General features: G+C 57.1%; 21 protein-coding genes and 4 tRNA genes. 19 read left to right on the top strand and 6 right to left on the bottom strand.

From position 1 onward, the window contains the following. The first annotated feature begins 235 nt into the window (after window positions 1-235). Complete coding sequence (locus FEZ21_RS19425; RefSeq protein ID WP_003441320.1) at window positions 236-922, top strand: type 1 glutamine amidotransferase domain-containing protein; 687 nt, start codon at window positions 236-238, stop codon at window positions 920-922. Between the two features lie 254 nt (window positions 923-1,176). Continuing rightward, the gene (nadA, locus tag FEZ21_RS19420) at window positions 1,177-2,235 is read left to right on the top strand and encodes a quinolinate synthase NadA (RefSeq protein ID WP_160628241.1); all 1,059 of its coding nucleotides are present in this window, start codon (window positions 1,177-1,179) and stop codon (window positions 2,233-2,235) included. Between the two features lie 84 nt (window positions 2,236-2,319). Here nadA and FEZ21_RS19415 read toward each other — a convergent pair whose 3' ends face one another. Continuing rightward, window positions 2,320-3,750: a M48 family metalloprotease gene (locus FEZ21_RS19415; protein WP_010655844.1), complete on the bottom strand. Its 1,431-nt coding sequence runs from the start codon at window positions 3,748-3,750 to the stop codon at window positions 2,320-2,322. A 119-nt stretch (window positions 3,751-3,869) separates the two neighbouring features. On the opposite strand from FEZ21_RS19415, the gene FEZ21_RS19410 reads away from it, so the two are divergent. Together FEZ21_RS19410 and FEZ21_RS19405 are read left to right on the top strand one after the other, a co-directional pair. Further along, window positions 3,870-4,109: a sulfurtransferase TusA family protein gene (locus FEZ21_RS19410; RefSeq protein WP_003441329.1), complete on the top strand. Its 240-nt coding sequence runs from the start codon at window positions 3,870-3,872 to the stop codon at window positions 4,107-4,109. A gap of 28 nt (window positions 4,110-4,137) precedes the next feature. After that, on the top strand, window positions 4,138-5,208 hold the full coding sequence (locus tag FEZ21_RS19405) for an AI-2E family transporter (protein WP_003441333.1): 1,071 nt from the start codon (window positions 4,138-4,140) through the stop codon (window positions 5,206-5,208). A 68-nt stretch (window positions 5,209-5,276) separates the two neighbouring features. On the opposite strand, the gene acnB is transcribed toward FEZ21_RS19405, so the two are convergent. After that, a complete protein-coding gene (acnB, locus tag FEZ21_RS19400) occupies window positions 5,277-7,877 on the bottom strand; it encodes a bifunctional aconitate hydratase 2/2-methylisocitrate dehydratase (RefSeq protein WP_003441336.1) in 2,601 nt (866 codons plus the stop codon). 405 nt (window positions 7,878-8,282) lie between these two features. On the opposite strand from acnB, the gene FEZ21_RS19395 reads away from it, so the two are divergent. Further along, window positions 8,283-8,750, top strand: a complete 468-nt coding sequence (locus FEZ21_RS19395; protein WP_003441338.1) for a DUF1289 domain-containing protein — start codon at window positions 8,283-8,285, stop codon at window positions 8,748-8,750. 69 nt (window positions 8,751-8,819) lie between these two features. Here the strand turns inward: FEZ21_RS19395 and FEZ21_RS19390 are convergent, their stop codons facing one another. Continuing rightward, on the bottom strand, window positions 8,820-9,683 hold the full coding sequence (locus FEZ21_RS19390) for a universal stress protein (RefSeq protein ID WP_003441340.1): 864 nt from the start codon (window positions 9,681-9,683) through the stop codon (window positions 8,820-8,822). A 221-nt stretch (window positions 9,684-9,904) separates the two neighbouring features. On the opposite strand from FEZ21_RS19390, the gene FEZ21_RS19385 reads away from it, so the two are divergent. From FEZ21_RS19385 to FEZ21_RS19365, 5 genes are all read left to right on the top strand, one after another. Next, complete coding sequence (locus FEZ21_RS19385) at window positions 9,905-10,513, top strand: tRNA-(ms[2]io[6]A)-hydroxylase (protein ID WP_003441343.1); 609 nt, start codon at window positions 9,905-9,907, stop codon at window positions 10,511-10,513. Between the two features lie 126 nt (window positions 10,514-10,639). Continuing rightward, window positions 10,640-11,113: a MarR family winged helix-turn-helix transcriptional regulator gene (locus FEZ21_RS19380; RefSeq protein WP_003441345.1), complete on the top strand. Its 474-nt coding sequence runs from the start codon at window positions 10,640-10,642 to the stop codon at window positions 11,111-11,113. After that, entirely contained in the window at window positions 11,110-12,579 is a 1,470-nt protein-coding gene (locus FEZ21_RS19375; protein WP_160628239.1) for an efflux transporter outer membrane subunit, read from the top strand. Before FEZ21_RS19380 ends, FEZ21_RS19375 begins: the two co-directional genes overlap by 4 nt. 15 nt (window positions 12,580-12,594) lie before the next feature. After that, window positions 12,595-13,800 (top strand): efflux RND transporter periplasmic adaptor subunit, encoded by a 1,206-nt coding sequence (locus tag FEZ21_RS19370; protein ID WP_003441348.1) that lies wholly within the window; start codon window positions 12,595-12,597, stop codon window positions 13,798-13,800. Between the two features lie 63 nt (window positions 13,801-13,863). Further along, entirely contained in the window at window positions 13,864-15,393 is a 1,530-nt protein-coding gene (locus FEZ21_RS19365) for a DHA2 family efflux MFS transporter permease subunit (RefSeq protein WP_060781813.1), read from the top strand. 107 nt (window positions 15,394-15,500) lie between these two features. On the opposite strand, the gene lpxH is transcribed toward FEZ21_RS19365, so the two are convergent. Together lpxH and FEZ21_RS19355 are read right to left on the bottom strand one after the other, a co-directional pair. Next, complete coding sequence (lpxH, locus tag FEZ21_RS19360; protein ID WP_003441352.1) at window positions 15,501-16,253, bottom strand: UDP-2,3-diacylglucosamine diphosphatase; 753 nt, start codon at window positions 16,251-16,253, stop codon at window positions 15,501-15,503. Further along, the gene (locus FEZ21_RS19355) at window positions 16,250-16,753 is read right to left on the bottom strand and encodes a peptidylprolyl isomerase (protein ID WP_003441354.1); all 504 of its coding nucleotides are present in this window, start codon (window positions 16,751-16,753) and stop codon (window positions 16,250-16,252) included. Before FEZ21_RS19355 ends, lpxH begins: the two co-directional genes overlap by 4 nt. Window positions 16,754-17,032: 279 nt before the next feature. Here FEZ21_RS19355 and FEZ21_RS19350 point away from each other — a divergent pair, with 279 nt between their 5' ends. Both FEZ21_RS19350 and cysS read left to right on the top strand, forming a co-directional pair. Beyond that, window positions 17,033-18,730, top strand: a complete 1,698-nt coding sequence (locus tag FEZ21_RS19350; protein ID WP_003441356.1) for a glutamine--tRNA ligase/YqeY domain fusion protein — start codon at window positions 17,033-17,035, stop codon at window positions 18,728-18,730. 21 nt (window positions 18,731-18,751) lie between these two features. Continuing rightward, window positions 18,752-20,134, top strand: coding sequence for a cysteine--tRNA ligase (gene cysS / locus FEZ21_RS19345; protein WP_160628237.1), 1,383 nt, complete (start codon window positions 18,752-18,754; stop codon window positions 20,132-20,134). Window positions 20,135-20,249: 115 nt separating this feature from the next. Here cysS and folD read toward each other — a convergent pair whose 3' ends face one another. Then, a complete protein-coding gene (gene folD / locus FEZ21_RS19340; protein ID WP_003441360.1) occupies window positions 20,250-21,104 on the bottom strand; it encodes a bifunctional methylenetetrahydrofolate dehydrogenase/methenyltetrahydrofolate cyclohydrolase FolD in 855 nt (284 codons plus the stop codon). 280 nt (window positions 21,105-21,384) lie between these two features. Between folD and FEZ21_RS19335 the strand changes: the two genes are divergently transcribed. The 7 genes from FEZ21_RS19335 to clpX all read left to right on the top strand — a co-directional run bounded on the left by FEZ21_RS19335 (window position 21,385) and on the right by clpX (window position 25,733). Beyond that, a tRNA-Arg gene (locus tag FEZ21_RS19335) sits at window positions 21,385-21,461 on the top strand. A gap of 41 nt (window positions 21,462-21,502) precedes the next feature. Further along, window positions 21,503-21,578, top strand: a tRNA-His gene (locus FEZ21_RS19330). Window positions 21,579-21,633: 55 nt separating this feature from the next. Continuing rightward, a tRNA-Leu gene (locus FEZ21_RS19325) sits at window positions 21,634-21,718 on the top strand. Between the two features lie 135 nt (window positions 21,719-21,853). Beyond that, window positions 21,854-21,929 (top strand) — tRNA-His (locus tag FEZ21_RS19320). Between the two features lie 370 nt (window positions 21,930-22,299). Beyond that, the gene (gene tig / locus FEZ21_RS19315) at window positions 22,300-23,610 is read left to right on the top strand and encodes a trigger factor (protein ID WP_003441361.1); all 1,311 of its coding nucleotides are present in this window, start codon (window positions 22,300-22,302) and stop codon (window positions 23,608-23,610) included. A 91-nt stretch (window positions 23,611-23,701) separates the two neighbouring features. After that, window positions 23,702-24,343 carry an ATP-dependent Clp endopeptidase proteolytic subunit ClpP gene (gene clpP, locus FEZ21_RS19310; RefSeq protein WP_003441363.1) on the top strand — a complete coding sequence of 214 codons (642 nt, stop codon included), beginning with the start codon at window positions 23,702-23,704 and terminating at the stop codon, window positions 24,341-24,343. A 106-nt stretch (window positions 24,344-24,449) separates the two neighbouring features. Beyond that, a complete protein-coding gene (gene clpX / locus FEZ21_RS19305; RefSeq protein WP_003441365.1) occupies window positions 24,450-25,733 on the top strand; it encodes an ATP-dependent Clp protease ATP-binding subunit ClpX in 1,284 nt (427 codons plus the stop codon). The last annotated feature ends 148 nt before the right edge of the window (window positions 25,734-25,881 follow it).

Here is a 25,881-nt window from a genome sequence, read left to right as displayed (position 1 = left end):
AATGGTAGAGATTTATTCGCATATGTAAATAGTAATTATTACCATATGCAGTGAATTTGTATTCGCTCCTGTCTTTATGGCCTGTTCTGGTCCCTGGCTCAAAAGCGGGCACTTCGGTCAAAGCACTGCGGGCCTGTTGAGGGACCAACGGGGCGGCAGCGGCTGAACGGTTGCCTGATCAGCATGGTCTACCCTGCAGCACCTATGGGTTGTCTCTCTCAGCAGGAGGTTAACGATGAGCAAGAAAATTCTGGTGGTACTGACCAGTGTCGAAAAATACCCCGACCTCGATCGCGCCACAGGGTTGTGGCTGGGCGAGGCAGTGCATTTTGTGCACAAGGTCGAGGCCGCGGGGTATGCCGTTGACTATGTCAGTCCGCAGGGCGGTTACACGCCGATCGATCCCCACAGTCTGGCCAAGGACATGGCGTCGCAGATTGACTGGGAGTGGTATCACGACAAGGGCTTCATGAATCGCCTCGGGGCAACGCTCAAGCCGGACCAGGTCAACCCGGATGATTACGTCGCCATTTATTACACCGGCGGCCACGGGGTGATCTGGGACTATCCGGACAACCCGCAGTTGCAGGCGTTGAGTCGCCATATCTATGAGCGGGGCGGGGTGGTTTCGTCGGTTTGTCACGGTGCAGTGGGGCTGCTCAATATCCGACTGTCTGACGGCGAGTTGCTGATCAAGGGCAAAAAGCTCACCGGTTTTTCCAATGAAGAAGAGAAACTGGCAGGCCTGGCTGACGTTGTGCCGTATCTGACCGAGAGTGAGTTGATGAAGCGTGGCGCTCAGTATCTGAAGGCCGGCACGCCCTGGGCACCCTTTGCCATTGCCGACGGGCGGCTGATTACCGGGCAAAATCCTGCGTCCGGCGGTCCGGTGGCAGATCTGGTGCTGGCCGCCATCAAGTAACCCCGGCCGCTGCCAAACCTTGCGGTTGAGATAGCAGCCGTTTCAGACCGATGCCGGGCCGTCCGTCCGGCATCGCTTATCCGCCGCTCATGGCAACAATAAACTTTTGAATCCCAAGGATATTCTGTAGCCTTGTCGCGCTTCATTGCTTGTCCGTGCCTGATGACACACACATTCTCCCAGCGGGACTCGAAGGGTCCAGAGCTGGTGGTACACTCGACTTTCGCGCACTAGCGCTTGCAGGTCTTGCGAACATGACGCAAATTTCTGAACGACTTCTGGTTCAAGCCCACCTCGATGCCAGGCAGCCCAAGCCTTTGACCGAGGCTCAAGCACAGGGCCTGCGGGCACAGATCGCGGCTGAGCTTAAAGCCCGCGACGCGGTGTTGGTGGCGCATTTTTATTGTGATCCGGTCATTCAGGCCCTGGCCGAAGAAACCGGTGGTTGTGTGTCCGACTCCCTTGAGATGGCCCGTTTTGGTGCTGCCCATCCTGCCAAAACCATTCTGGTGGCCGGCGTGCGCTTTATGGGCGAGACAGCCAAAATCCTTACCCCGGAAAAACGCGTGCTGATGCCCACGCTGGAGGCGACCTGTTCGCTGGATCTGGGGTGCCCGGTTGAAGAGTTTTCGGCCTTTTGCGACAAGCATCCCGAGCGCACCGTGGTGGTTTATGCCAACACTTCGGCGGCAGTCAAGGCCCGGGCTGACTGGGTGGTGACCTCCAGCTGCGCACTGGAAATCGTCGAAAGCCTGATGGACAACGGCGAGACGATCATTTGGGGGCCGGACAAGCATCTCGGGCATTACATTCAGCGCCAGACCGGAGCCGACATGTTGCTGTGGGACGGCGCTTGTATCGTCCATGAAGAGTTCAAGTCCAAGCAGCTGGAAGACATGAAGGCGCTGTATCCCGATGCGGCCATTCTGGTGCATCCGGAGTCACCGGAGTCGGTGATTGATCTGGCTGACGCGGTAGGTTCTACCAGTCAACTGATCGCGGCGGCGCAAAACCTGCCGAACAAAACCTTTATCGTGGCCACCGATCGCGGCATTTTTTACAAAATGCAGCAGCTGTGCCCGGACAAGGTGTTTATTGAAGCCCCTACCGCAGGTAACGGTGCCGCGTGCCGCAGTTGCGCTCACTGCCCGTGGATGGCGATGAACACCCTGGAGCGCACCCTTGAGTGCCTGCAGCAGGGGAGCAATGAGATCTTCGTCGATCCGGCGCTGGTGCCTCAGGCCATTCGTCCGCTTAAACGCATGCTGGATTTCACCCAGGCCGCGCGTTTGAAACTGGCGGGCAATGCCTGATAACAAATAAACAAACCCTAGGAGCGAGCTTGCTCGCGAGAATAGAGCTCGCGAGCAAGCTCGCTCCTACAGGGGTGGGGCGGGTTAGTTCATCATGTCCTTGAGCGCACGTTCCTGATCCATCAGCTCGCGCTTGCGGGCATCCAGGCGCGATGACAGCTGGAAGTTGTTGGTGAGCTTTTGTGCGAAATCCAGCTGTTGTATGGCCTGGCGGAAATCACCGACCAGAGCGAAATACTCGGCGCGGGCCTGATGCAGGCCAATGATGTTGCCCGATAACCCCCGGGTTTCGGCGACCGAGTACCACACATCCGGGTCATCCGGACGGCTCTTGAGCAATGCTTCCAGCGCCTTGTCGGCATCGGCCGGGCGGTTTTGCTTGAGCAACAGATCGACCCTGGCCTGATTGAGCGGGTAGTTGCCCGGATACAGGGTGCGCATTCGATCGACCCGTTGCTGGGCTTCCGCCAGGCGGTTGCTGTCGGTGTCCAGCTCAATCTGCGCCAGGTTGTATGTGATGTCGTTTGGTGCCTTGTCCAGCAGCGGCTTGAGGTTTTCTCGCGCTTCGTTGAACTGGCTGCCCTTGATCTGGGCTATTGCCAGGCCATAACGCGCCACATCGTTTTTCGGGTTTTCATCCAGTTGCTGGCGAAAGCGCTTGGCGGCAATACCCGGTGTTTCTTCGTAGTTGAGCTGCACGCGGGCGCGAATCAGCTGGTAGCGCAAACTGTCTTCGGTGCCACCGGCCCTTGCCTGTTCGGCGCGGTTACGGGTGTCGGCGATACGCGACTCGGTCACCGGGTGAGTCAGCAGGAATTCCGGCGGTTTGGCGTCAAAGCGGTACTGGCGCATCAGGCGTTCAAACATGGTCGGCATCGAGCGCGGGTCGTAGCCGGCTTTTTCCAGATTGAGGATGCCGATGCGGTCGGCCTCTTGTTCATTTTGTCGCGAGAAGCGGCGCTGTTCCTGTAACGCGGCAGCCTGGCTGCCGGCAATGGCGGCGATCCCGGCATCGCCTGCACCAGAGGCCGCGACGATGATCCCTGCGAGCAAGGCCGCCATCATCGGCAGCTGCATGCGCTGCTGGGCTTCTACGCCCCGGGCGAAGTGGCGTTGCGACAAGTGAGCCAGTTCGTGAGCCATCACCGAGGCATATTCACCTTCGGTTTGCGCGTTGAGGAACAGGCCGCCATTGACGCCGATGATCCCCCCGGGCGCGGCAAAGGCGTTGAGCTGCGGGCTGTCGATCAGAATGAATTCCAGACGCCGGTCTTGTACCTGGCTGGTTTCGACCAGTTTGTAGACGCTGGTTTCGACGTAGTCCTTGAGCTGCGGATCGTTGAGTTGCGCCACCTGGCCGCGCAGCATGCTCAGCCAGGCGCGACCCAGTTGGTATTCTTGTTGGGGGGAGACGATGGACGAACTGGCGTCACCCAGAGACGGTAAATCGTCGGCAAAACTCGGTGATGCGAGCAGGCAAGCGAGCGTCAATAGGGTCGGGCGCAGAAAAGTCATGCACAAAGCTCTGGTCGGTAAAGCGCTTACTGTAGCCGCACACGTGTCTGGCGACCAGTAGCGGGTCCGCTTGGGGTATTCTAACCGGCCGCAAAATGCCGACTCTGAAGGAGCACGTAATGACTGATGCGTTGGCGCATGATGCGCTGGTGGATGCCAGTGGCCTGAACTGCCCGTTGCCTCTGCTCAAGGCCAAGCTGGAGCTTAATCGCCTGGTCAGTGGTCAGACCCTCAAAGTGATCGCCACGGACGCCGGTTCGCAGCGAGATTTTCGGACCTTTGCACGTTTGGCAGGCCATGAACTGCTGCGTGAAGAGAATGATGCCGGCACCTATTGCTACTGGTTACGCAAGGCCTGAGATGCGGGCCTTCTTCTAAGGAATATCGATGTTCAAAGTGTTGCGTGATTGGGTTCAGCGCTATTTCTCTGATGAAGAGGCGGTGGTGCTGGCGGTGTTGCTGGTGCTGGCCTTTACCGCCGTGCTGACCTTGGGCGGCATGCTGGCGCCGGTACTGGCAGGCATGGTGCTGGCGTACCTGATGCAGGGGCTGGTGGTGGCTCTGGAGCGGCTGCGGGTGCCGGCTGCCGCAGCGGTCGGCCTGGTATTTGCGCTGTTCATGGGGTTACTGCTGGTGTTTATCGTAGTGGTGCTGCCGTTGCTCTGGCATCAGTTGATCACGCTGTTCAACGAGCTGCCGGGCATGCTGGCCAAGTGGCAGTCACTGTTGTTGCTGTTGCCGGAGCGCTATCCCCATCTGGTGTCGGATGAGCAAGTGCTGCAGGCCATTGAAGTCGCCCGCGGTGAAATCGGCAAATTCGGGCAGCTGGCACTGACCTTTTCCCTGTCCAGTTTGCCGTTGTTGGTCAACATCATGATCTATCTGGTGCTGGTGCCGATTCTGGTGTTCTTCTTCCTTAAAGACCGGGCGCTGATCGGCCGTTGGGTACGTGGTTATTTGCCTCGTGAGCGGGCGTTGATTACCCGTGTCGCACAAGAAATGAACCGCCAGATTGCCAATTACATTCGCGGCAAAGTCATCGAGATCATTATTTGCGGCGGTGTGACCTACATCGCATTTGTCACCATGGGCCTGAACTACGCGGCGCTGCTGGCGCTGTTGGTGGGCGTCTCGGTGGTGGTGCCGTATGTGGGGGCAGTGGTGGTGACGGTTCCGGTGCTGCTGATTGCGTTGTTTCAGTGGGGCTGGAGTGACCAGTTCATCTATCTGATGGCGGTCTACGGCATCATTCAGACCCTGGATGGCAATGTGCTGGTGCCCTTGCTGTTCTCCGAGGCAGTGAGCTTGCACCCGGTGGCAATCATTTGCGCGGTGCTGTTGTTTGGCGGGTTGTGGGGGTTCTGGGGGGTGTTCTTCGCGATACCGCTGGCGACCCTGTTCAAGGCCGTACTGGATGCCTGGCCGCGGGAGCAGCAAATCGTCGCGCCACTGCTTTAGAGCTTTTACCCCGCACATAAAAAAGCCCCGGCTCACAAGAGCCGGGGCTTTTTCGTTACTGCATCAGCTTACGCTTGAATAACCGGGATATTGGCAGTGGCTGCCGCTTCACGGAATTCGGCGATCTGATCAAAGCTCAGGTAGCGGTACACGTCCGCCGCCATGGTGTTGATCTCTGCCGCGTAGACCATGTATTCCTCTACGGTAGGCAGGCGACCCAGGATCGAGGCTACCGACGCCAACTCGGCCGAGGCCAGGTAAACGTTCGCGCCGTCGCCCAGACGGTTCGGGAAGTTACGGGTCGAAGTCGATACCACGGTGGAGTTCGGTTCAACCCGTGCCTGGTTACCCATGCACAGCGAGCAACCTGGCATTTCCATGCGCGCGCCGGCTTTGCCGAAGATGCCGTAGTAGCCTTCTTCGGTCAGTTGGTGAGCGTCCATCTTGGTCGGCGGCGACAGCCACAGACGGGTTGGCAGCTGACCCTTGACCTTGTCCAGCAACTTGCCCGCAGCGCGGAAGTGGCCGATGTTGGTCATGCACGAACCGATGAACACTTCGTCGATTTTCTCGCCGGCAACGCTGGACAACAGGCGTGCATCATCCGGGTCGTTTGGCGCGCAGAGCACAGGCTCCTTGATATCAGCCAGATCGATTTCGATGACTTCAGCGTATTCGGCGTCAGCATCGGCTTCCATCAGCTCAGGGTTGGCAACCCAGGCTTCCATCGCTTGAGCACGACGCTCAAGGGTACGGGCGTCGCCGTAACCTTCACCGATCATCCAGCGCAGCAGGGTGATGTTGGAGTTCAGGTATTCGGTGATGGATTCTTTGGACAGCTTGATGGTGCAGCCAGCAGCCGAACGTTCTGCCGAGGCGTCGGACAGTTCGAACGCTTGCTCGATGCTCAGGTTGTCCAGGCCTTCGATTTCCAGGATGCGACCGGAGAATTCGTTGACCTTGCCTTTTTTCTCTACCGTCAGCAGACCCTTCTGGATAGCGACGTAAGGAATGGCATGAACCAGGTCACGCAGGGTGATGCCTGGCTGCATTTCGCCTTTGAAGCGAACCAGAATCGATTCCGGCATATCCAGTGGCATTACGCCAGTGGCTGCGGCAAAGGCCACCAGACCGGAACCGGCCGGGAACGAAATGCCCATCGGGAAACGGGTGTGGGAGTCGCCGCCAGTGCCGACGGTATCCGGCAGCAGCATACGGTTCAGCCAGCTGTGGATGATGCCGTCGCCCGGACGCAGGGAAACACCGCCGCGGGTCATCATGAAGTCTGGCAGGGTGTGGTGCGTGGTCACGTCGATCGGCTTTGGATAGGCCGCGGTGTGGCAGAACGACTGCATGACCAGATCGGCCGAGAAGCCCAGGCACGCCAGGTCTTTCAGTTCGTCACGGGTCATTGGACCGGTGGTGTCCTGAGAACCTACGGTGGTCATCTTCGGTTCGCAGTAAGTGCCCGGGCGAACGCCGGTCACGCCGCAAGCCTTGCCGACCATTTTTTGCGCCAGGGTGAAACCCTTGGTGCTTTCAACAGGCGCTTCCGGCTTTTTGAACAGGTCGGATGGACCCAGACCCAGTTCGGCGCGGGCCTTCTCGGTCAGGCCACGGCCGATGATCAACGGGATACGGCCGCCAGCGCGAACTTCGTCCAGCAGAACCGGGGTCTTCATTTCGAAGGTGGTGATGACTTCGTCGGTACCGTGTTTGCAAACCTTGCCGGCGTGCGGGTACAGGTCGATCACGTCGCCCATGTTGATGTTGCTGACATCGAATTCGATTGGCAGTGCGCCAGCATCTTCCATGGTGTTGTAGAAGATCGGAGCGATTTTGCTGCCGAAGCAGAAACCACCGGCACGCTTGTTCGGCACGTAAGGAACGTCGTCGCCGAAGAACCAGAGTACGGAGTTGGTTGCCGATTTACGCGAAGAACCGGTACCGACTACGTCGCCGACGTAAGCGATAGGGAAGCCGGCGTTACGCATTTCTTCAATTTGCTTCATCGGACCGATGGAGCCCTGCACGTCCGGCACGATGCCGTCGCGAGCCATTTTCAGCATGGCCAGGGCGTGCAGCGGGATATCAGGGCGTGACCAGGCGTCCGGTGCCGGCGACAGGTCGTCGGTGTTGGTTTCGCCGGTGACCTTGAATACGCGCAGGCTGATTTTGTCAGCCAGGGTAGGGCGGTTCTTGAACCACTCGCCGTCAGCCCAAGACTGCACCACGGCTTTGGCGTGGACATTGCCGTTTTTGGCTTTTTCAGCGACGTCGTGGAAGGCGTCAAACATCAGCAGGGTGTGCTTGAGTTGCTCGGCGGCAACCGGTGCCAGCTCTGCATCGTCCAGCATCTCGACCAGAGTCACGATGTTGTAGCCGCCTTGCATGGTGCCGAGCAGTTCAACAGCGCGTTTTTTGTCGATCAGCGGGGAAGTCGCTTCACCTTTGGCGATGGCGGACAGGAAGCCGGCCTTCACGTAGGCGGCTTCGTCAACACCGGGTGGAATACGGTTGGTGATCAGGTCGACGAGGAATGCTTCTTCGCCTGCAGGCGGGTTTTTCAGCAGCTCGACCAGGCCTGCGGTTTGTTCGGCGTTAAGCGGCTGGGGAACGATACCCAGGGCTGCACGCTCTTCGATATGTTTGCGGTAGGCTTCAAGCACAGTTATTACCCTCATCATTGGTCCCAAATGGGTGTCCGGGACGCTCATCCAGGAATGCCGAGCACCCATGCGCTGCGGGGCTTTTTGAGCCGCTTAGCCAGAGTTCAAGGATTCCCAACAGAAGCTGTTTTCAAAGTTTTACGCCTTCCGAACGGGGAGGGTGATGAATGTTGATGCGGGCATTTGCAGTGCAAACACCCCACACCAACACCGTTCTTCGGGATCAACTGTGCTCGTGACGCTTTGAAAACAGCTTCTAACGGACATTGGCGCCTTAAAAGGCAGGCCGATTCTACGGTAAAAAATTGTTAAAGGTAAGTTAGCCCCTGAAGGTTGAGGGGTGATCTGCGTTAGACAAAGGGCTAACATGTGCACCTGTTTCGCTCTGCAGTGCTCTATTTCGCCATGTCCAATCAAACCATCAAGACTCCCTGCATCGGCCTCTGCTCTACGGTTTACGGCGACCTTGTGTGCCGCGGTTGCAAGCGTTTCCATCACGAAGTGATCAACTGGAACGGCTATGACGAACAGGCCAAACGTGCGGTCTGGCTACGTCTTGAGCAACTGTTGGTGCAGGTGATGACGGGCAAGGTGGAGGTTTTCGACCCGGCTGCGTTGCGCGCTCAGCTGGTGGCCCGCAAGATCCGTTTTGTGCCGCATCAGTCGGAATATTGCTGGGCCTACCAGTTGATTGCCCGGGGGGCGCGGGTGATCAATCAGCTGGAGATGTACGGCATGGTGCTGTTGCCGGAGTTTCGCGACTGGGGTCTGCCCGAGTTGCGCGACGCCATTGATCGGGAATTCTTCCTGCTTTCCGAAGCGCACTACGAGCGCTATATCGCGCCCGGCTTTCTCAAGGATGCGATCTTGTAGGTGCTGGCCTGCCAGCGATGCAGCCATCGCCGGCAGGCTCCTGCAGTGGTGAGGTTGTAGCCATGAGGATCAGGCCTTGGCCGCTTTTTGCTCCAGGTGCTGGATGATGTCATCGGGCTTGAGCACCAGAATGTCGCATTCAAGCTTGTCGATCACCACTTCTGCGGTATTGCCGATCAGCGCCCCGGACAGTCCGGTACGGGCTACGGTGCCGATGACTGTTACCACTGCATCCAGCTTTTTGGCGACCTGTTGAATGATGATGTCCGCCGGCCCTTCATTGATGTGCAGGCGACTGTCGTCGATTTCGTACTGGTTCTGGAACTCTTTGCAGGCCGCTCTGTAGCTGGCTTCGTACTGGGTGTCCACGGGGTAGACCGCATCGACTGCTGCCAGCATGGGTGCTGGATGGGCGCTGACCACGTGCAGCTGGCCGTGGGCGAGGCTGGCGACACGAAAACCCTGGTCGATAATGGTTTTGTGCAAAACCATGTGTTCGTCATCGCTGCAGCCCACATCCACTGCCGCCAGCACCACGCCGCCGCTCCAGCTTCTGGCGTGTTTGACCATCAATACCGGGCACGGGCAATCGCGCAGCAATTTCCAGTCTTCCGGCGTGAGCAGCAGTTTTTTCAGCATGGAATCGGGAGCGTGCTGCTTGATCACCAGCGCACAACCCCTGGCTTGCTGCTCCTTGATGATGGTGGTGTGCTGGTTTTCGTACCAGGTCTGGTTGCTCGTTACGCTGTAAGCCTCGCTCGCCAGGCTGCTTTGCAACACGCTGAGCAAGGCTGAATGGTCATTTTCCTTGTCGCAAATCAACAGGTGCAAGTGCGCCTTGGTGCTGTTGGCGATTTCCTTGGCACGCTTGAGGGAGAGGCTTTCCATCAATTGGGGTTCGATGACGACCAAAAGGCTGCGTATGGTTTGCATGACCGGTAGCTCCAAATGTTTTCAGGCGATTTGAAGTCACTATAGTTGCTCGTCAGTTGTAGCCGTGTTGATACATATCAAGTCGTGCGGCTGGTGCTGCGACGCGGGGCCCGTATAATCAGCGGCCCTCGCCTCAATCCAGTCTTTGTGAGCCACATGTCAGCGATTTTTCAAAACACTGCCGGTCTGCTGTGCACCCCCCCATGTTCGGGAGCGCGCCCGTGATTCTTCCAGAAATTCATGAGTTTTTGGGCTGTCGTACCCCTGACGGCTGGATTGCGGCTGCCCTGGCGGATCAGGAAACCTTGCTGATCGACCACAAGAATTGCGAGTTCAAGGCAGCCAGCACCGCGTTGAGCCTGATCGCCAAGTACCATTCCCACGTCGATCTGATCAACATGATGTCGCGTCTGGCCCGTGAAGAACTGGTTCACCACGAGCAAGTCATGCGCTTGATGAAAAAGCGCAAGATCGAACTGCGTCAGCTGTCGGCCGGGCGCTATGCCTCAGGGCTGCGCAAGGTAGTGCGCAATCACGAACCGGTGAAGCTGGTGGATACCCTGGTGGTGGGGGCCTTTATCGAAGCGCGCAGCTGTGAGCGATTCGAAGCCCTGGTGCCGCATCTGGATGAAGAACTCGGCAAGTTCTACTTCGGTCTGCTCAAAAGCGAAGCGCGACACTTCCAGGGCTACTTGAAGCTCGCCTATCAATACGGCGATGCCAAGGATATTGCCCAGGTCATCGAACGGGTGCGGGCGGCCGAGCAGGAACTGATCGAGTCGCCGGATGTTGAGTTCCGTTTCCATAGCGGCGTGCCAGCCCAGGCATAAGCCTCCTCCCTGCGTCAGCGGCTACGCACATTCAGACAGGCAAATAGATAGCCGGCTAATAGTCGGCTTGACATTAGCTGCCTAGGCAGTAACATTTAGAAACATTACTGCCTGGGCAGCTTCCTGATGAAGCATTTCCATCCCGATACTTTTCAAAATTGCACCCTGGGTTTGCTCCTGGGGCGTACTGCCATGCTCAAAGACCGCATCATTGACCGCCACATGGAGCCTTTCGGCATCACCGCGGCGCAGTTCAAAGTGCTGATCATCATGGCCCAGTTCGACGTCGATACCCCGGCCGAACTCTGCCGTCACCTGTCACTGGACAGCGGCTCGATGACTCGCATGCTTGATCGGCTGGAGCAAAAAAACCTGCTTATACGCCAGCGCTCCGAGGCTGACCGACGTCAGGTGCGACTGGTACTCACCGATGACGGGCAAGCACTGGCGGCCTTGCTACCGCAGGTTGGCGCCGATGCCATGAACCAGTTGGCGGCTGCTATCAGCCCGCAAGAGTTGCAGAGCCTGGAACAGATCCTCAAAAAAATACTGCTGGCGGCCGGTGATCCGATCACTGTCATGCGCTTGGGTGAAAAATGAGCAACAAAACGCTACGTACAGGCCTGAGCCTGGTATTTGTCTGCATGGCGTTGGCCGGTTGCGCCAGCTATAGCGGCCTGGGCACCGAGGGTACCAGCCTTGAAGCCAAAAGCCTCAAGGCAGCGCAGACGCTCAAGGGTGTCAGCGTCACGCCTGCCGCCTGGCCGCAAAAGGACTGGTGGAAACGCCTGGGCGACGGGCAGCTCGACGGCCTGATTCAGGAAGCATTGCGCGACAGCCCTGATATGCAGATTGCCAGTGCCCGGGCTCACCAGGCGAGCGCAGCGGCCGGTGCAGCCAATGCCGCACGCATGCCGACCCTGGATGCCGAGGCGGACGTTACGCGTTCGCGCCTGGCCCGTTCCCAGGATCCGAGCGGTCGCGGCGGTGTTTATGACACGGTGCGCGACGTCAATCTGACGTTCAATTACACCTTCGATCTGTGGGGCGGTCAGCGTGATGCCTGGGAGGCCGCTCTGGGCGAAGCCCGTGCCGCCGAGGTCGACGGCCAGGCCGCGAGCCTGACTCTGGCTGCTGATGTGGCGCGGGCTTACAGCAGCCTGGGGCATGCCTACAGCGTGCGTGATCTGGCCAATGACGATCTGGCGCGTACTCGCCAAATGCTCGACTTGAGCAAGCGGCGCCTGCAAGCCGGGATTGACAGTCACTATCAGTACCAGCAAACCGAAAGCCTTGAAGCCAGCTCCCAGGAGCAGGTAATCAATGCCGAAAAACAACTCAAAAGCGCCCGTATTGCGTTGGCGGTGTTGTTGGGCAAGGGGCCTGACCGGGGCATCGAGATTGCCCGGCCGAAGATTCTGGCACCCGGTGCCGTGGCGTTGCCAAGCACTTTGCCCGCCGAGCTGCTGGGTCGTCGTCCCGATCTGGTCGCTGCCCGCTGGCGGGTAGAGGCTGCCAGCAAGAACATTGCCGCCGCCAAAACGCGTTTTTATCCCAACCTCAATTTGACTGCGGCGGCGGGTACCCAGTCGTTGCTGGGGGATGCGCTGTTCGGCTCGGCCAGCCGCTTCTTCAATATTGCACCTGCGGTTTCGCTGCCGATCTTTGATGGCGGGCGCCTGCGTGCCGGTCTGGATGCTGAAGACGCCAACTACGATCTGGCCGTGGCGCAGTACAACAAGACCCTGGTGGCGGCACTCGGTGATGTCAGCGATACCCTGGAGCAGCTAAAAGCCATGGGGCTGCAAATCGGCGCGCAGCAGCGTGCGGCGGATATTGCTCAAGAGTCCTACAACACCGGGTTGCAGCGCTATGAATCGGGCGTGGGCAATTACCTTGATGTCCTCAGCATTGAGCAACAACTGCTTCAGGCCCAGCGCCAGCTGGCGGACCTGAATGCTGAGCAGATCGATCTTTCGATTCAACTGATGCAAGCCCTGGGCGGTGGCTTTGAGCCCGGCAACACGGCTGCGGCCGTTCCCACTCAAGCCTCGCTGGCAGAATAAATTTAGGTACTCGTCATGGCCACTGTGCAAACACCGAATGAAACGCAACAAAACCAGGACGCTGGCAATCAGCGCAAACGCAAGCTCTGGCTCGGCGGGCTGGCGATTCTGGTGATCCTGGTCGCGTTGGGCGTCTGGGCCTGGCATGAGCTCTATGGTCGCTGGAGTGAGAGCACGGACGACGCCTATGTAAACGGCAATGTGGTGGAGATCACCCCGCTGGTCACCGGAACGGTGGTGAGTATTGGCGCCGATGATGGCGATCTGGTTCATGAGGGGCAGGTGCTGCTCAACTTCGACCCAAGCGATGCACTGGTTGGCCTGCAGAGTGCCGAGGCCAACCTGGCCCGCACCGTGCGTCAGGTCCGCGGCCTGTTCAGTGATGTGAACGGCATGAAGGCCCAGGTCTCGGCGCAAAAAGTCGAGGTGCAAAAAGCTCAGGACAATTACAACCGCCGTAAAAGCCTGGCCGCAGGCGGGGCGATTTCCCAGGAAGAACTGTCCCACGCCCGGGATGATCTGGCCTCTGCCCAAAGTGCCTTGCGCAATGCCGAGCAGAAGCTCGATACCACCAGTGCACTGGTGGATAACACCACGATTGCCGATCATCCCGATGTGAAGGCTGCAGCAGCGCAGTTGCGTCAGGCCTACCTGGCGAATGCCCGCTCCACGTTGATTGCTCCAGTGACCGGTTATGTGGCCAAACGTACGGTTCAGCTGGGGCAGCGGGTTCAGCCGGGTACTGCCTTGATGGCCGTCATTCCGCTGAATCAGTTGTGGATCGATGCCAACTTCAAGGAAACCCAGTTGCACAAGATGCGCATCGGGCAGCCGGTGGACATCGAGTCGGACATCTATGGCAGTGACGTCAAGTACAGCGGCAGCATCGACAGTATCGGTGCCGGTACCGGCAGCGCATTCGCCCTCTTGCCGGCGCAAAACGCCACCGGCAACTGGATCAAGATCGTGCAGCGGGTGCCGGTGCGTATTCATATCAATGCCCAGGAGCTGGAAAAGCATCCACTGCGGGTCGGCTTGTCGACCACGGTCGATGTGAACCTGCGTGACCAGAGTGGCCCGGTGCTGGCCCAGCAGCCGCCGCAAAAAGCGTCGTTCACCACCAATGTGTACGAGCAGCAGCTGGCGGACGCCGAAGCCATGATTACGCGCTTGATTGACAGCAACAGCGCCTTGACGGGCAACACTGCGGCTCAACGCTGATTCGCCAATCCATAAGCTCTGCCGCACGGGCAGGGCTGCAGCCCGAGTTTTAAAGGATTTGCGATGAGTACAAACGCGTCTTTTTCCCCGCCCAGCTTGGTGCTTGCCACCATTGGCCTGTCGCTGGCGACCTTTATGCAGGTGCTCGATACCACCATCGCCAACGTGGCGTTGCCCACTATCTCCGGCAACCTGGGGGTGAGTTCGGAGCAGGGTACGTGGGTAATTACTTCATTTGCCGTAAGTAACGCTATTGCCTTGCCGTTGACTGGCTGGCTGAGCCGGCGCTTTGGTGAGGTGAAGCTGTTTCTGTGGGCCACGGTTCTGTTCGTGCTGGCTTCGTTCCTGTGCGGTATTTCAACCTCGATGCCTGAACTGGTGGGCTTTCGGGTGTTGCAAGGCCTGGTCGCCGGCCCCTTGTATCCCATGACCCAGACCCTGCTGATTGCGGTGTATCCGCCTGCGAAACGGGGGATGGCATTGGCATTGCTGGCGATGGTCACGGTGGTTGCGCCCATTGCGGGCCCCATATTGGGTGGCTGGATCACGGACAGTTACAGTTGGCCGTGGATCTTCTTCATTAATATCCCGATCGGCTTCTTTGCCGTGATGGTGGTTCGCCAGCAACTCAAGGCGCGTCCGGTGGTGATTACCCGTCAGCCGATGGACTATGTGGGTCTTATAACTCTGATCATTGGCGTTGGTGCGCTGCAGATAGTGCTCGACAAGGGCAATGATCTGGACTGGTTCGAATCCAATTTCATTCTTATGGGCACTGCATTGTCAGTGGTGGCGCTGGCGGCTTTTATCATTTGGGAAATGACCGACAAGCACCCCATCGTAAATTTGCGTTTATTTGCTTATCGCAACTTTCGTATCGGTACCATCGTGCTGGTATTGGGCTATGCAGGCTTCTTCGGCATCAACCTGATTTTGCCGCAATGGCTGCAGACGCAGATGGGCTATACCGCGACCTGGGCCGGTCTGGCCGTGGCGCCGATCGGTATCTTGCCGGTACTGATGTCGCCGTTTGTGGGCAAGTACGCGCATAAATTCGATTTGCGCCTGTTGGCGGGGCTGGCCTTTTTGGCCATTGGCCTGAGCTGCTTTATGCGGGCCGATTTCACCAGCCAGGTGGACTTCCAGCATGTGGCACTGGTGCAGCTGTTTATGGGGATAGGTGTGGCGCTGTTCTTTATGCCGACCTTGAGCATTTTGATGTCGGATTTACCGCCACATCAGATCGCCGATGGCGCCGGGCTGGCGACGTTCCTGCGAACGCTGGGGGGGAGTTTTGCGGCATCCCTGACCACCTGGATCTGGATTCGTCGTGCGGATCAGCACCATGCCTACATGAGTGAAAGCATGAGTACCTATGACCCCATCACCCGGCACGCGCTGGAGAATCTCGGCGGGGCGAGCACCAAGGCTTACGCCCAGCTGGATCAAGTCCTGACCAGTCAGGCCTATATGCTCTCGACTGTGGACTACTTCACGTTGATGGGCTGGATGTTCATGGGGCTGATCTTGCTGGTGTGGCTGGCCAAACCGCCGTTTGCCGCGAAGGCGGGGCCGGAGGCGAGCGGACATTAATGCGGTAAAAGCCGCAGGGCTGTGGGAGCCGGCTTGCCGGCGATAATATCGCCGGGGTCTGGCTGATGCCGGGTGATGCCATCGCTGGCAAGCCGGCTCCCACCATCCTACTGTTGGCTGTGTTGCAGTAAGGGCGGGGTGGCGAAATCAAACGGCGCCAGTTGCATGCCTTGCTCATCCACCTGGAGTGCCCAGCCCTGTTTGTCCCAGTCGCCGAGCACAATGCGTTTGGCGGCATGTTCGCCGATCTGCAGCTTGTGAATGGCCGGGCGGTGAGTGTGGCCATGAATCAGCGTGCGTACGCCATGCCGGGCCATGATCAGCGGTACTTCTTCGGGGGTCACATCAACGATGTCGTTGGCTTTCATGCGGGTCTGGGCGCGGCTTTCGCTGCGTAACTTGCGCGCCAGTTTTTGCCGGGTGCCCAGTGGCAGGTGGCGTAAAATCCACATGATTACGGGGTTGCGCAGGTAGCGCCGCAGGCGCATGTAGGATTCGTCGCGGGTGCACAGGCTGTCGCCGTGCATCAGCAAGACCGGTTCGCCGTAGAAATCTACAACGCTGGGGTCTTTGATCAGGGTGCAGCCAGCCGCTTTACAAAAGGCCTGGCCAAGCAAAAAGTCGCGATTGCCGTGCATCAGAAAAATCTGCGTGCCGCTATCGCTCAGTGTTCGCAGCGCTTCACAGATAGAGCGCTGGTAGGGCGTCATTGCATCGTCGCCTATCCAGGCTTCGAAAAAATCACCCAGGATGTACAGCGCCTGAGCCGAGCGCGCACGCCCGGTCAGGAAATCCAGAAACGCCCGGGTTATGTCCGGGCGCTCCTCTTCCAGATGCAAATCTGAAATCAGCAGTATCACTCAATGATCTCTGCTTTCTCGACAATCACGTCTTCAGCCGGCACGTCTTGATGGCCCGCTTTGGAAGTGGTTTTGACACCTTTGATCTTGTCGACCACGTCCTGACCTTCAACCACTTTACCGAACACTGCATAGCCCCAGCCTTGAGCGGTCGGTGCGGTGTGGTTGAGGAAGCTGTTGTCAGCCACGTTGATGAAGAACTGGGCGGAAGCCGAATGCGGCTCCATGGTGCGAGCCATGGCCACGGTGTACTTCTCGTTCGGCAGACCGTTGTCCGCTTCGTTCTTGATGCTTGGACGCTTGTCTTTCTTTTCTTTCATGCCAGGTTCGAAACCGCCGCCCTGAACCATGAAGTTACCGATTACACGGTGAAACACAGTGTTTTCGTAGTGACCGGCTTTTACGTACTCGATGAAGTTGGCGACGGTGATCGGCGCCTTTTCAGCGTTCAGCTCAATCACGATGTCGCCGTGGTTGGTAGTCAGTTTTACTTTGGACATGATTGCTATCGCTCTATCAGATGAATTCGGTGAGCTTTTTGGTCCGGCCAATTGGCTCGGAGACTAAAAGCTGGCTGGGTAGATACAGCCGCGCGGCGCAGTTTAGCGTGCCCGCACGGCATTTCGATGCTGTTTTTGCGATATGGGGGCTAAAAGGCGCTATTTCAAATGCGTTGATTGAGCGCCTGCTCTGTCAGGGACTTGACAGCATCGGCTATGATAGGCGCTTTGATTTAGTCGGCCGACCCAGGCCGCGCACCTGTTACGTTCAAGGATCCTATGAGCAAGCCCACTGTCGACCCTACTTTGAATCCTAAGGCTGGCCCTGCTGTACCGGCTAATTTCCTGCGTCCCATCGTGCAGGCGGACCTTGACTCGGGTAAATGCAAACAGATCGTGACCCGCTTCCCGCCTGAGCCCAACGGCTACCTGCACATCGGTCACGCCAAGTCCATTTGCGTGAACTTTGGGCTGGCTCAGGAATTTGGCGGCGTCACCCATTTGCGTTTTGACGACACTAACCCGGCCAAAGAAGACCAGGAATACATTGATGCGATCGAAAGTGACGTCAAGTGGCTGGGCTTTGAGTGGTCGGGTGAAGTGCGCTTTGCCTCGCAATATTTCGATCAGTTGCATGAGTGGGCGGTTTACCTGATCAAGGAAGGTAAGGCCTATGTCTGCGACCTGACACCTGAACAGGCCAAGGAATACCGTGGCAGCTTGACCGAGCCTGGCAAAAACAGCCCGTTTCGTGAGCGTAGCGTCGAAGAAAACATCGACCTGTTCGCCCGCATGAAGGCTGGCGAGTTCGAAGACGGCAAGCGTGTGTTGCGGGCCAAGATCGACATGGCTTCACCGAACATGAACCTGCGCGATCCGATCCTGTATCGCATTCGTCATGCCCATCACCATCAGACCGGTGACAAGTGGTGCATTTATCCGAACTATGACTTCACCCATGGTCAGTCGGATGCGATCGAAGGCATTACCCATTCGATCTGCACCCTGGAGTTCGAAGGTCATCGCCCTCTGTACGAATGGTTCCTCGACAACCTGCCGGTGCCGAGCAAGCCGCGTCAGTACGAGTTCTCGCGCCTGAACCTGAACTACACCATCACCAGCAAGCGCAAGCTCAAGCAACTGGTTGATGAAAAGCACGTACATGGCTGGGATGACCCGCGCATGTCGACCCTCTCGGGTTTCCGTCGTCGTGGTTACACGCCCAAATCAATCCGCAACTTCTGCGACATGGTTGGCACCAACCGCTCCGATGGCGTGGTTGACTTCGGCATGCTGGAATTCAGCATTCGTGACGATCTGGACCACAGCGCTCCGCGCGCGATGTGTGTGCTGCGTCCATTGAAGGTCATCATCACCAACTACCCGCAAGGCCAGGTCGAAAACCTGGAGCTGCCTCGCCACCCTAAAGAAGACATGGGTGTACGAGTGCTGCCATTCGCCCGTGAGATCTACATCGATCGTGACGACTTTATGGAAGAGCCGCCAAAAGGTTACAAGCGCCTAGAGCCTGCCGGTGAAGTGCGCCTGCGCGGCAGCTATGTGATTCGTGCTGACGAAGCGATTAAAGACGCCGATGGCAACATCGTTGAACTGCATTGCTCGTACGATCCCGAAACGCTGGGCAAGAACCCTGAAGGCCGCAAGGTCAAGGGTGTTGTGCATTGGGTGCCGGCTGCTGCCAGCGTCGAATGCGAAGTGCGTCTGTACGATCGTCTGTTCCGCTCGCCGAACCCTGAAAAGGCTGAGGATGGTGCGGGCTTCCTGGAAAACATCAACCCGGATTCGCTGCAGGTTCTTACGGGTTGTCGTGCTGAGCCGTCGCTGGGCAACGCACAGCCGGAAGACCGTTTCCAGTTCGAGCGCGAAGGTTACTTCTGCGCAGATATCAAGGACTCGAAACCTGGCCAGCCGGTATTCAACCGTACTGTGACCTTGCGTGATTCCTGGGGTCAGTGATCAAGTTTTGAGGGAGCCATCGTGCTAACGATTTACAACACGCTCACCAAGAGCAAAGAAGTTTTCAAGCCGCTGGACGGCAACAATGTGCGCATGTACGTGTGCGGCATGACCGTGTACGACTATTGCCATCTGGGTCACGGCCGCAGCATGGTGGCTTTTGACCTGGTAACACGCTGGTTGCGTTTTAGCGGTTACGATTTGACCTATGTGCGCAACATCACCGACATCGAAGACAAGATCATCAACCGTGCCCGTGAAAACGGCGAAGCGTTTGAGGTGCTCACCGCGCGCATGATCGCTGCAATGCATGAAGACGAAGCGCGACTCAATATCCGCAAGCCGGACATGGAGCCGCGTGCCACGGATTATATCCCCGGCATGCACGCGATGATCCAGACCCTGATCGACAAGGGTTATGCCTACGCCCCGGGCAACGGCGACGTGTATTACCGTGTCGCCAAGTTCATGGGCTACGGCAAGCTGTCGCGCAAGAAGATCGAAGATCTGCGTATCGGTGCACGTATTGAAGTCGACGAAGCCAAGGACGATCCGCTGGACTTCGTGCTGTGGAAGGGCGTCAAGCCGGGCGAGCCGAGCTGGGAGTCGCCGTGGGGTGCAGGTCGTCCGGGCTGGCACATCGAGTGCTCGGTGATGTCGACCTGCTGCCTGGGCGAGACCTTTGATATTCATGGTGGCGGCAGCGACCTTGAGTTTCCGCACCATGAGAACGAAATCGCCCAAAGTGAGGCAGCGACGGGTAAAACCTACGCCAATGCCTGGATGCATTGCGGGATGATTCGCATCAATGGCGAGAAGATGTCCAAATCCTTGAACAACTTCTTCACCATTCGCGACGTTCTGGAGAAATATCACCCGGAAGTGGTGCGTTACTTGTTGGTGTCCAGCCACTACCGCAGCTCGATCAATTACTCCGAAGATAACCTCAAGGACGCGAAAGCGGCTCTTGAGCGCTTTTATCACGCCCTCAAGGGGCTGCCAAAAGTGGCACCGGCCGGTGGTGAAGCGTTCGTTGAGCGTTTTACCCAGGTGATGAACGATGACTTCGGTACTCCGGAAGCCTGCGCGGTGCTGTTCGAGATGGTTCGCGAGATCAACCGCTTGCGCGATACCGATTTGCAGGCCGCGGCTGGCCTGGCTGCGCGCTTGAAAGAATTGGCTGATGTGCTGGGTGTATTGCAGCTTGAGGCGGATGATTTCTTGCAGGCTGGCGCAGAAGGGCGGGTGGATGCGGCCCAGGTTGATGCTTTGATCGCGGCTCGTCTGGCGGCTCGTGCCGGTAAGGACTGGGCTGAATCGGACCGGATTCGTGATCAGCTCACCGCCATGGGTGTTGTGCTTGAAGACGGTAAAGGCGGTACGACCTGGCGCCTGGCTGACTAGGTTTATCGCTGTTTGAACGAAAGCCCGCCAAGTGCGGGCTTTTGTTTGTCCGGGTTTTGGCTGCACCAATAACAACGGCACCCGAAGGTGCCGTTGCTGGTATCGATGCCGGGGCTTATGCGTGCAGCGTTTCGGCGGCGTACAAAGTATTTTCCAGCAAGCAGGCGCGAGTCATCGGGCCAACGCCGCCAGGAACCGGTGTAATCCAGCCGGCGCGGGGCAGGGCGGTTTCGTAAATCACATCGCCTACCAGCTTGCCATCAGCCTGACGGTTGATGCCGACGTCGATCACGATCGCGCCTTCCTTGATCCATTCGCCTTTGACCAGGCCCGGCTTGCCGGCAGCCACGACCACCAGATCTGCACGGCCTACGTGGCCGGCCAGGTCCTTGGTGAAACGATGGGTAACCGTTACGGTGCAGCCGGCCAGCAACAGTTCCATGGCCATCGGGCGACCAACGATGTTGGAGGCGCCAACGATTACTGCGTCCATTCCGTAAAGGTCCTGGCCGGTGCTTTCCAGCAGGGTCATGATGCCTTTAGGGGTGCAGGGGCGCAGTAGCGGGATGCGCTGGGCCAGACGGCCGACGTTGTAGGGGTGGAAACCGTCTACGTCCTTGTCCGGACGAATGCGCTCCAGCAACTTGGAGGCGTCCAGATGCTCGGGCAGTGGCAGCTGAAGCAGAATGCCGTCGATATCCGTGTCTTCATTAAGACGGTCAATCAGGTCGGTCAGTGCTTGCTGGCTAGTGTCCGAAGGCAGGTCATAGGCTTGTGAAAGAAAGCCTACCTCTTCGCAGTCTTTACGCTTGTGCGAAACATAAACCTGGGAGGCAGGATCGCTGCCGACCAGAATCACTGCCAGGCCGGGAGTGCGCAGGCCTTGCTCGTGACGCTCGGCGACACGTTTTGCAATCTGCTTGCGCAGGCTGGCGGCGATCGCTTTGCCGTCGATTAGTTGTGCAGTCATTACGCGTGATTAACCATCGTAAAGGGTGGAAAAAGGACGTGCATTCTCGCATGCCGTGACGTAAGGGCAAAGGCGCTTGGTCTGCTTATTCCCCTAACTCCTTTATATTTCTAAACTTTTTTCAAAAAAGAGTTGACGGCTTTCGGGGTCGCCTATAATATTCGTCGCACTTGTCGGGCACAGCCTAGCACTGGTTAAGAAGGTAGAGCGAAGTTGATGTCTGGCTTGGTGATACTGAAAGCACTTAGTTTGTAGTCGTCACAGAATACAGATTAACAAGGCGCCCGTAGCTCAGCTGGATAGAGCATCCGCCTTCTAAGCGGATGGTCGCAGGTTCGAGTCCTGCCGGGTGCGCCATTAGGCAGCTTTGGCACAAGTAGGGTTACAAAGGCAATATGGTGGGCGTAGCTCAGTTGGTAGAGCACGGGATTGTGACTCCCGTTGTCGAGGGTTCGATCCCCTTCGTCCACCCCATATTTAGAAAGGCGCCAGATTAATAGTCTGGCGTCTTTGCTTCAAAAGTTTGAATGCGGATGTGGTGGAATTGGTAGACACACTGGATTTAGGTTCCAGCGCCGCAAGGTGTGAGAGTTCGAGTCTCTCCGTCCGCACCAAATAAGGTTTGGCGATGCCTGAATCGGGTTCGCCAGGCTGATGAATAAAGCCGCCTAGAGCGGCTTTATTCTTTTACGAAGCTGCGCTTTGATGCGCATTCGTAGCGATGCAAATAGAGCTGTAAATGCAATATGGTGGGCGTAGCTCAGTTGGTAGAGCACGGGATTGTGACTCCCGTTGTCGAGGGTTCGATCCCCTTCGTCCACCCCATATTTAGAAAACGCCAGATTAATAATCTGGCGTTTTTTTTCGTTCCGGCTTTTTTGAAGGGGGGGCAGGCGGGCGGCATTGTGTTGCTGAATGATGCCTGTCTTGCGTCCGTGTGTCGGTGCGGGTGTTGTCATGCTCTTGCTTGATGCCTTCTTCTATATATAAGGAAGGAGGCTCTGAGTTGGGGCTATGTAAGCATTTTTGTGTATTCGGGTGTTTAAGCAGATCACTGCTTGCGCTTAATAATGTGCCTGCTGTTTCTGTGCGCGATTGCGGTAGGGTGACTTCTTGAGTTTGACCCACTAGAATGCATGCCCTTGATTATGGGGTCGGAAACGGCCGGCTAATGTCTGTGCAACGAGGAATATCCATGCAAGTTTCTGTTGAAAATACTTCCGCTCTTGAGCGTCGCATGACCATTGGCGTGCCATCTGAGCGTATTGAGGCTGAAGTCAACAAGCGTCTGCAGCAGACCGCCCAAAAGGCCAAAATCCCGGGCTTCCGTCCAGGCAAGGTGCCAATGAGCGTGATTCGTCAGCGTTACGAAGCTGATGCGCGTCAAGAAGCACTGGGCAACGTGATCCAGGCTTCGTTCTATGAAGCAGTGGTTGAGCAAAAGCTGAACCCGGCTGGCGCACCTTCGGTAGAGCCTAAAGTCTTCGAAAAAGGCAAGGATCTGGAATACGTTGCGACCTTCGAAGTATTCCCTGAATTCGAAGTTACCGGTCTGGACACCATCGCCATCGAGCGCCTGAGCGCCGAAGTGGCTGATGCCGACCTGGACAAAATGCTGGACGTGCTGCGCAAGCAGAACACCCGTTTTGAGCTGACTGAGCGTGCTGCGCAGAACGAAGATCAGTTGAACATTGATTTCGTTGGCAAGGTAGATGGTGAAGAGTTCGCTGGCGGTTCCGCCAAGGGTACTCAGCTGGTTCTGGGTTCGGGCCGTATGATTCCTGGCTTCGAAGAAGGCCTGGTAGGCGCTAAAGCTGGCGAAGAACGCGTTCTGAACCTGACTTTCCCTGCTGACTATCAGAACCTGGACCTGGCTGGCAAAGCCGCCGAGTTCACCGTTACTGTCAACACTGTTTCCGAGCCTAAGCTGCCAGAGCTGAACGAAGAGTTCTTCGCCCAGTTCGGTATCAAGGAAACAGGTCTGGAAGGTTTCCGCGCCGAAGTTCGCAAGAACATGGAGCGTGAGCTGCGTCAGGCGATCAAATCCAAGGTCAAGAATCAGGTAATGGACGGTCTGTTGGCTGCCAACCCGATCGAAGTGCCAAAATCGCTGCTGTCCAACGAAGTTGATCGTCTGCGCGTTCAGGCTGTTCAGCAATTCGGTGGCAACATCAAGCCTGACCAACTGCCGGCCGAGCTGTTCGAAGAACAAGCCAATCGCCGTGTGGTTCTGGGTCTGATCGTGGCTGAAGTGGTCAAGCAATTCGACCTCAAGCCTGACGAAGATCGTGTTCGCGAAATGATTCAGGAAATGGCTTCCGCTTACCAGGAGCCTGAGCAGGTTGTTGCTTGGTACTACAAAAATGACGCGCAATTGAACGAGGTTCGTTCGGTTGTGCTGGAAGAGCAAGTTGTGGATACTGTTCTGCAGAAGGCTAAGGTGACCGATAAAGCGGTCTCTTACGAAGAAGCAGTTAAGCCGGTGGAAGCTCCACAAGCCGACTGAATTCTGACTCGTTAGAAAACACAACCATAAGCCAGCCTCGAGCTGGCTTATGCGTATTCCAGACAAGACTATTTGGGAGTGACTGCCGGACATGTCCCGCAATTCTTATATTCAGCAGAACTCTGACATTCAGGCCGCTGGCGGCCTGGTCCCGATGGTTGTTGAGCAGTCTGCCCGTGGCGAGCGCTCCTACGACATCTATTCGCGCCTCCTCAAGGAGCGGATCATCTTCCTGGTAGGCCCTGTCGAAGACTACATGGCGAACCTGGTTGCTGCGCAGCTGCTTTTCCTTGAAGCCGAAAACCCGGACAAGGACATTCATCTCTACATCAACTCCCCGGGCGGCTCGGTAACAGCAGGGATGTCGATCTACGACACCATGCAGTTCATCAAGCCAGACGTGTCGACCATCTGTATCGGTCAGGCGTGCAGCATGGGTGCTTTCCTGTTGGCCGGCGGTGCTCCGGGCAAGCGTCATTGCCTGCCTAACTCGCGGATGATGATTCACCAGCCGTTGGGCGGTTTCCAGGGGCAGGCGTCGGATATCGACATCCATGCCAAGGAAATCCTCAACATTCGTCATCGTTTGAACTCGCTGTTGGCCCACCATACCGGTCAGTCGCTCGAAACCATCGAGCGTGACACCGAACGTGACAACTTCATGAGCGCTGAGCGTGCAACCGAATACGGTTTGATCGACTCTGTGTTCAGCAAGCGTCAAATGCCCGCTTAAGTAGTACAAATGAAGGCGGTTGGATTAACTGACCTCCTGCGGGCTTGAAAAAGCCCGCAGTTGCCTTCATCTTGTGTTGCAAGCCTATCGGATTTGGATCGATCGAATGACTGACACCCGCAACGGCGAGGACAACGGCAAATTGCTCTATTGCTCCTTCTGTGGCAAAAGCCAGCATGAAGTGCGCAAATTGATTGCCGGCCCCTCGGTCTTTATCTGCGACGAATGCGTCGACCTGTGCAATGACATCATCCGCGAGGAGGTGCAGGAAGCCCAGGCCGAGAGCAGTGCGCATAAATTACCTTCGCCAAAAGAAATCAGCGGCATCCTTGATCAATACGTCATTGGTCAGGAACGTGCCAAAAAGGTTTTGGCCGTAGCGGTATACAACCACTACAAGCGCCTTAACCAGCGTGACAAGAAAAATGACGACGTCGAACTCGGCAAGAGCAACATTCTGCTGATCGGACCTACTGGCTCGGGTAAAACCTTGCTGGCCGAAACCCTGGCTCGTCTGCTGAATGTACCTTTCACTATTGCTGATGCAACCACGCTGACTGAGGCGGGTTACGTAGGCGAAGATGTGGAAAACATCATTCAGAAGCTGCTGCAGAAGTGCGACTACGACGTAGAAAAAGCCCAGATGGGTATCGTCTATATCGATGAAATCGACAAGATTTCGCGCAAATCTGACAACCCGTCCATCACCCGTGATGTTTCCGGTGAAGGCGTGCAGCAGGCTTTGCTCAAACTGATCGAAGGCACTGTGGCTTCCGTACCGCCTCAGGGTGGTCGCAAGCATCCGCAGCAGGAATTCTTGCAGGTTGATACCCGTAACATCCTGTTTATCTGTGGCGGTGCGTTCTCGGGCCTGGAGAAGGTTGTTCAGGCACGCTCTACTCGCGGCGGCATCGGCTTCAGTGCCGAAGTACGCAGCAAGGAAGAGGGCAAGAAGGTTGGCGAGTCCCTGCGTGAAGTAGAACCTGATGATTTGGTCAAGTTCGGTCTGATCCCGGAGTTTGTTGGCCGTCTACCTGTTCTGGCGACACTGGATGAGCTGGATGAAGCTGCATTGATGCAGATTCTGACCGAGCCGAAGAATGCGCTGACCAAGCAGTATGGAAAGTTGTTCGAGATGGAGGGTGTTGATCTCGAATTCCGTGCTGATGCCTTGAAAGCCGTGGCCAAGCGTGCGCTTGAGCGCAAGACTGGTGCGCGTGGTTTGCGTTCGATTCTGGAGAGCGTTCTGCTCGACACCATGTTTGAAATCCCCTCGCAGTCCGAGGTGAGTAAAGTGGTGATCGACGAAAGCGTTATAGAAGGTAAGTCCAAGCCGTTGTTGATTTATGAAAACAACGAAGCGACTGCCAAGGTTGCACCTGACGCGTAAGTGTATTGCTGCGTATTACACATTGCGTGTTAAAGAAGGGGCCTTCGGGCCCCTTTTTTTTTCCTGTCGTCCAACGCTTGTTTTTTTTCGGAACTGCCCCCATCTTGGCTTCAAGCTTACTTCCATCTGATTACGGCCTTATGGCCGC

This window comes from Pseudomonas sp. 9.1(2019), assembly GCF_009910445.1.
Lineage (GTDB): Bacteria > Pseudomonadota > Gammaproteobacteria > Pseudomonadales > Pseudomonadaceae > Aquipseudomonas > Aquipseudomonas paraversuta.
Note: the sequence above shows the minus strand (reverse complement) of the source record. Positions and strands in the feature narration are given on the sequence as shown.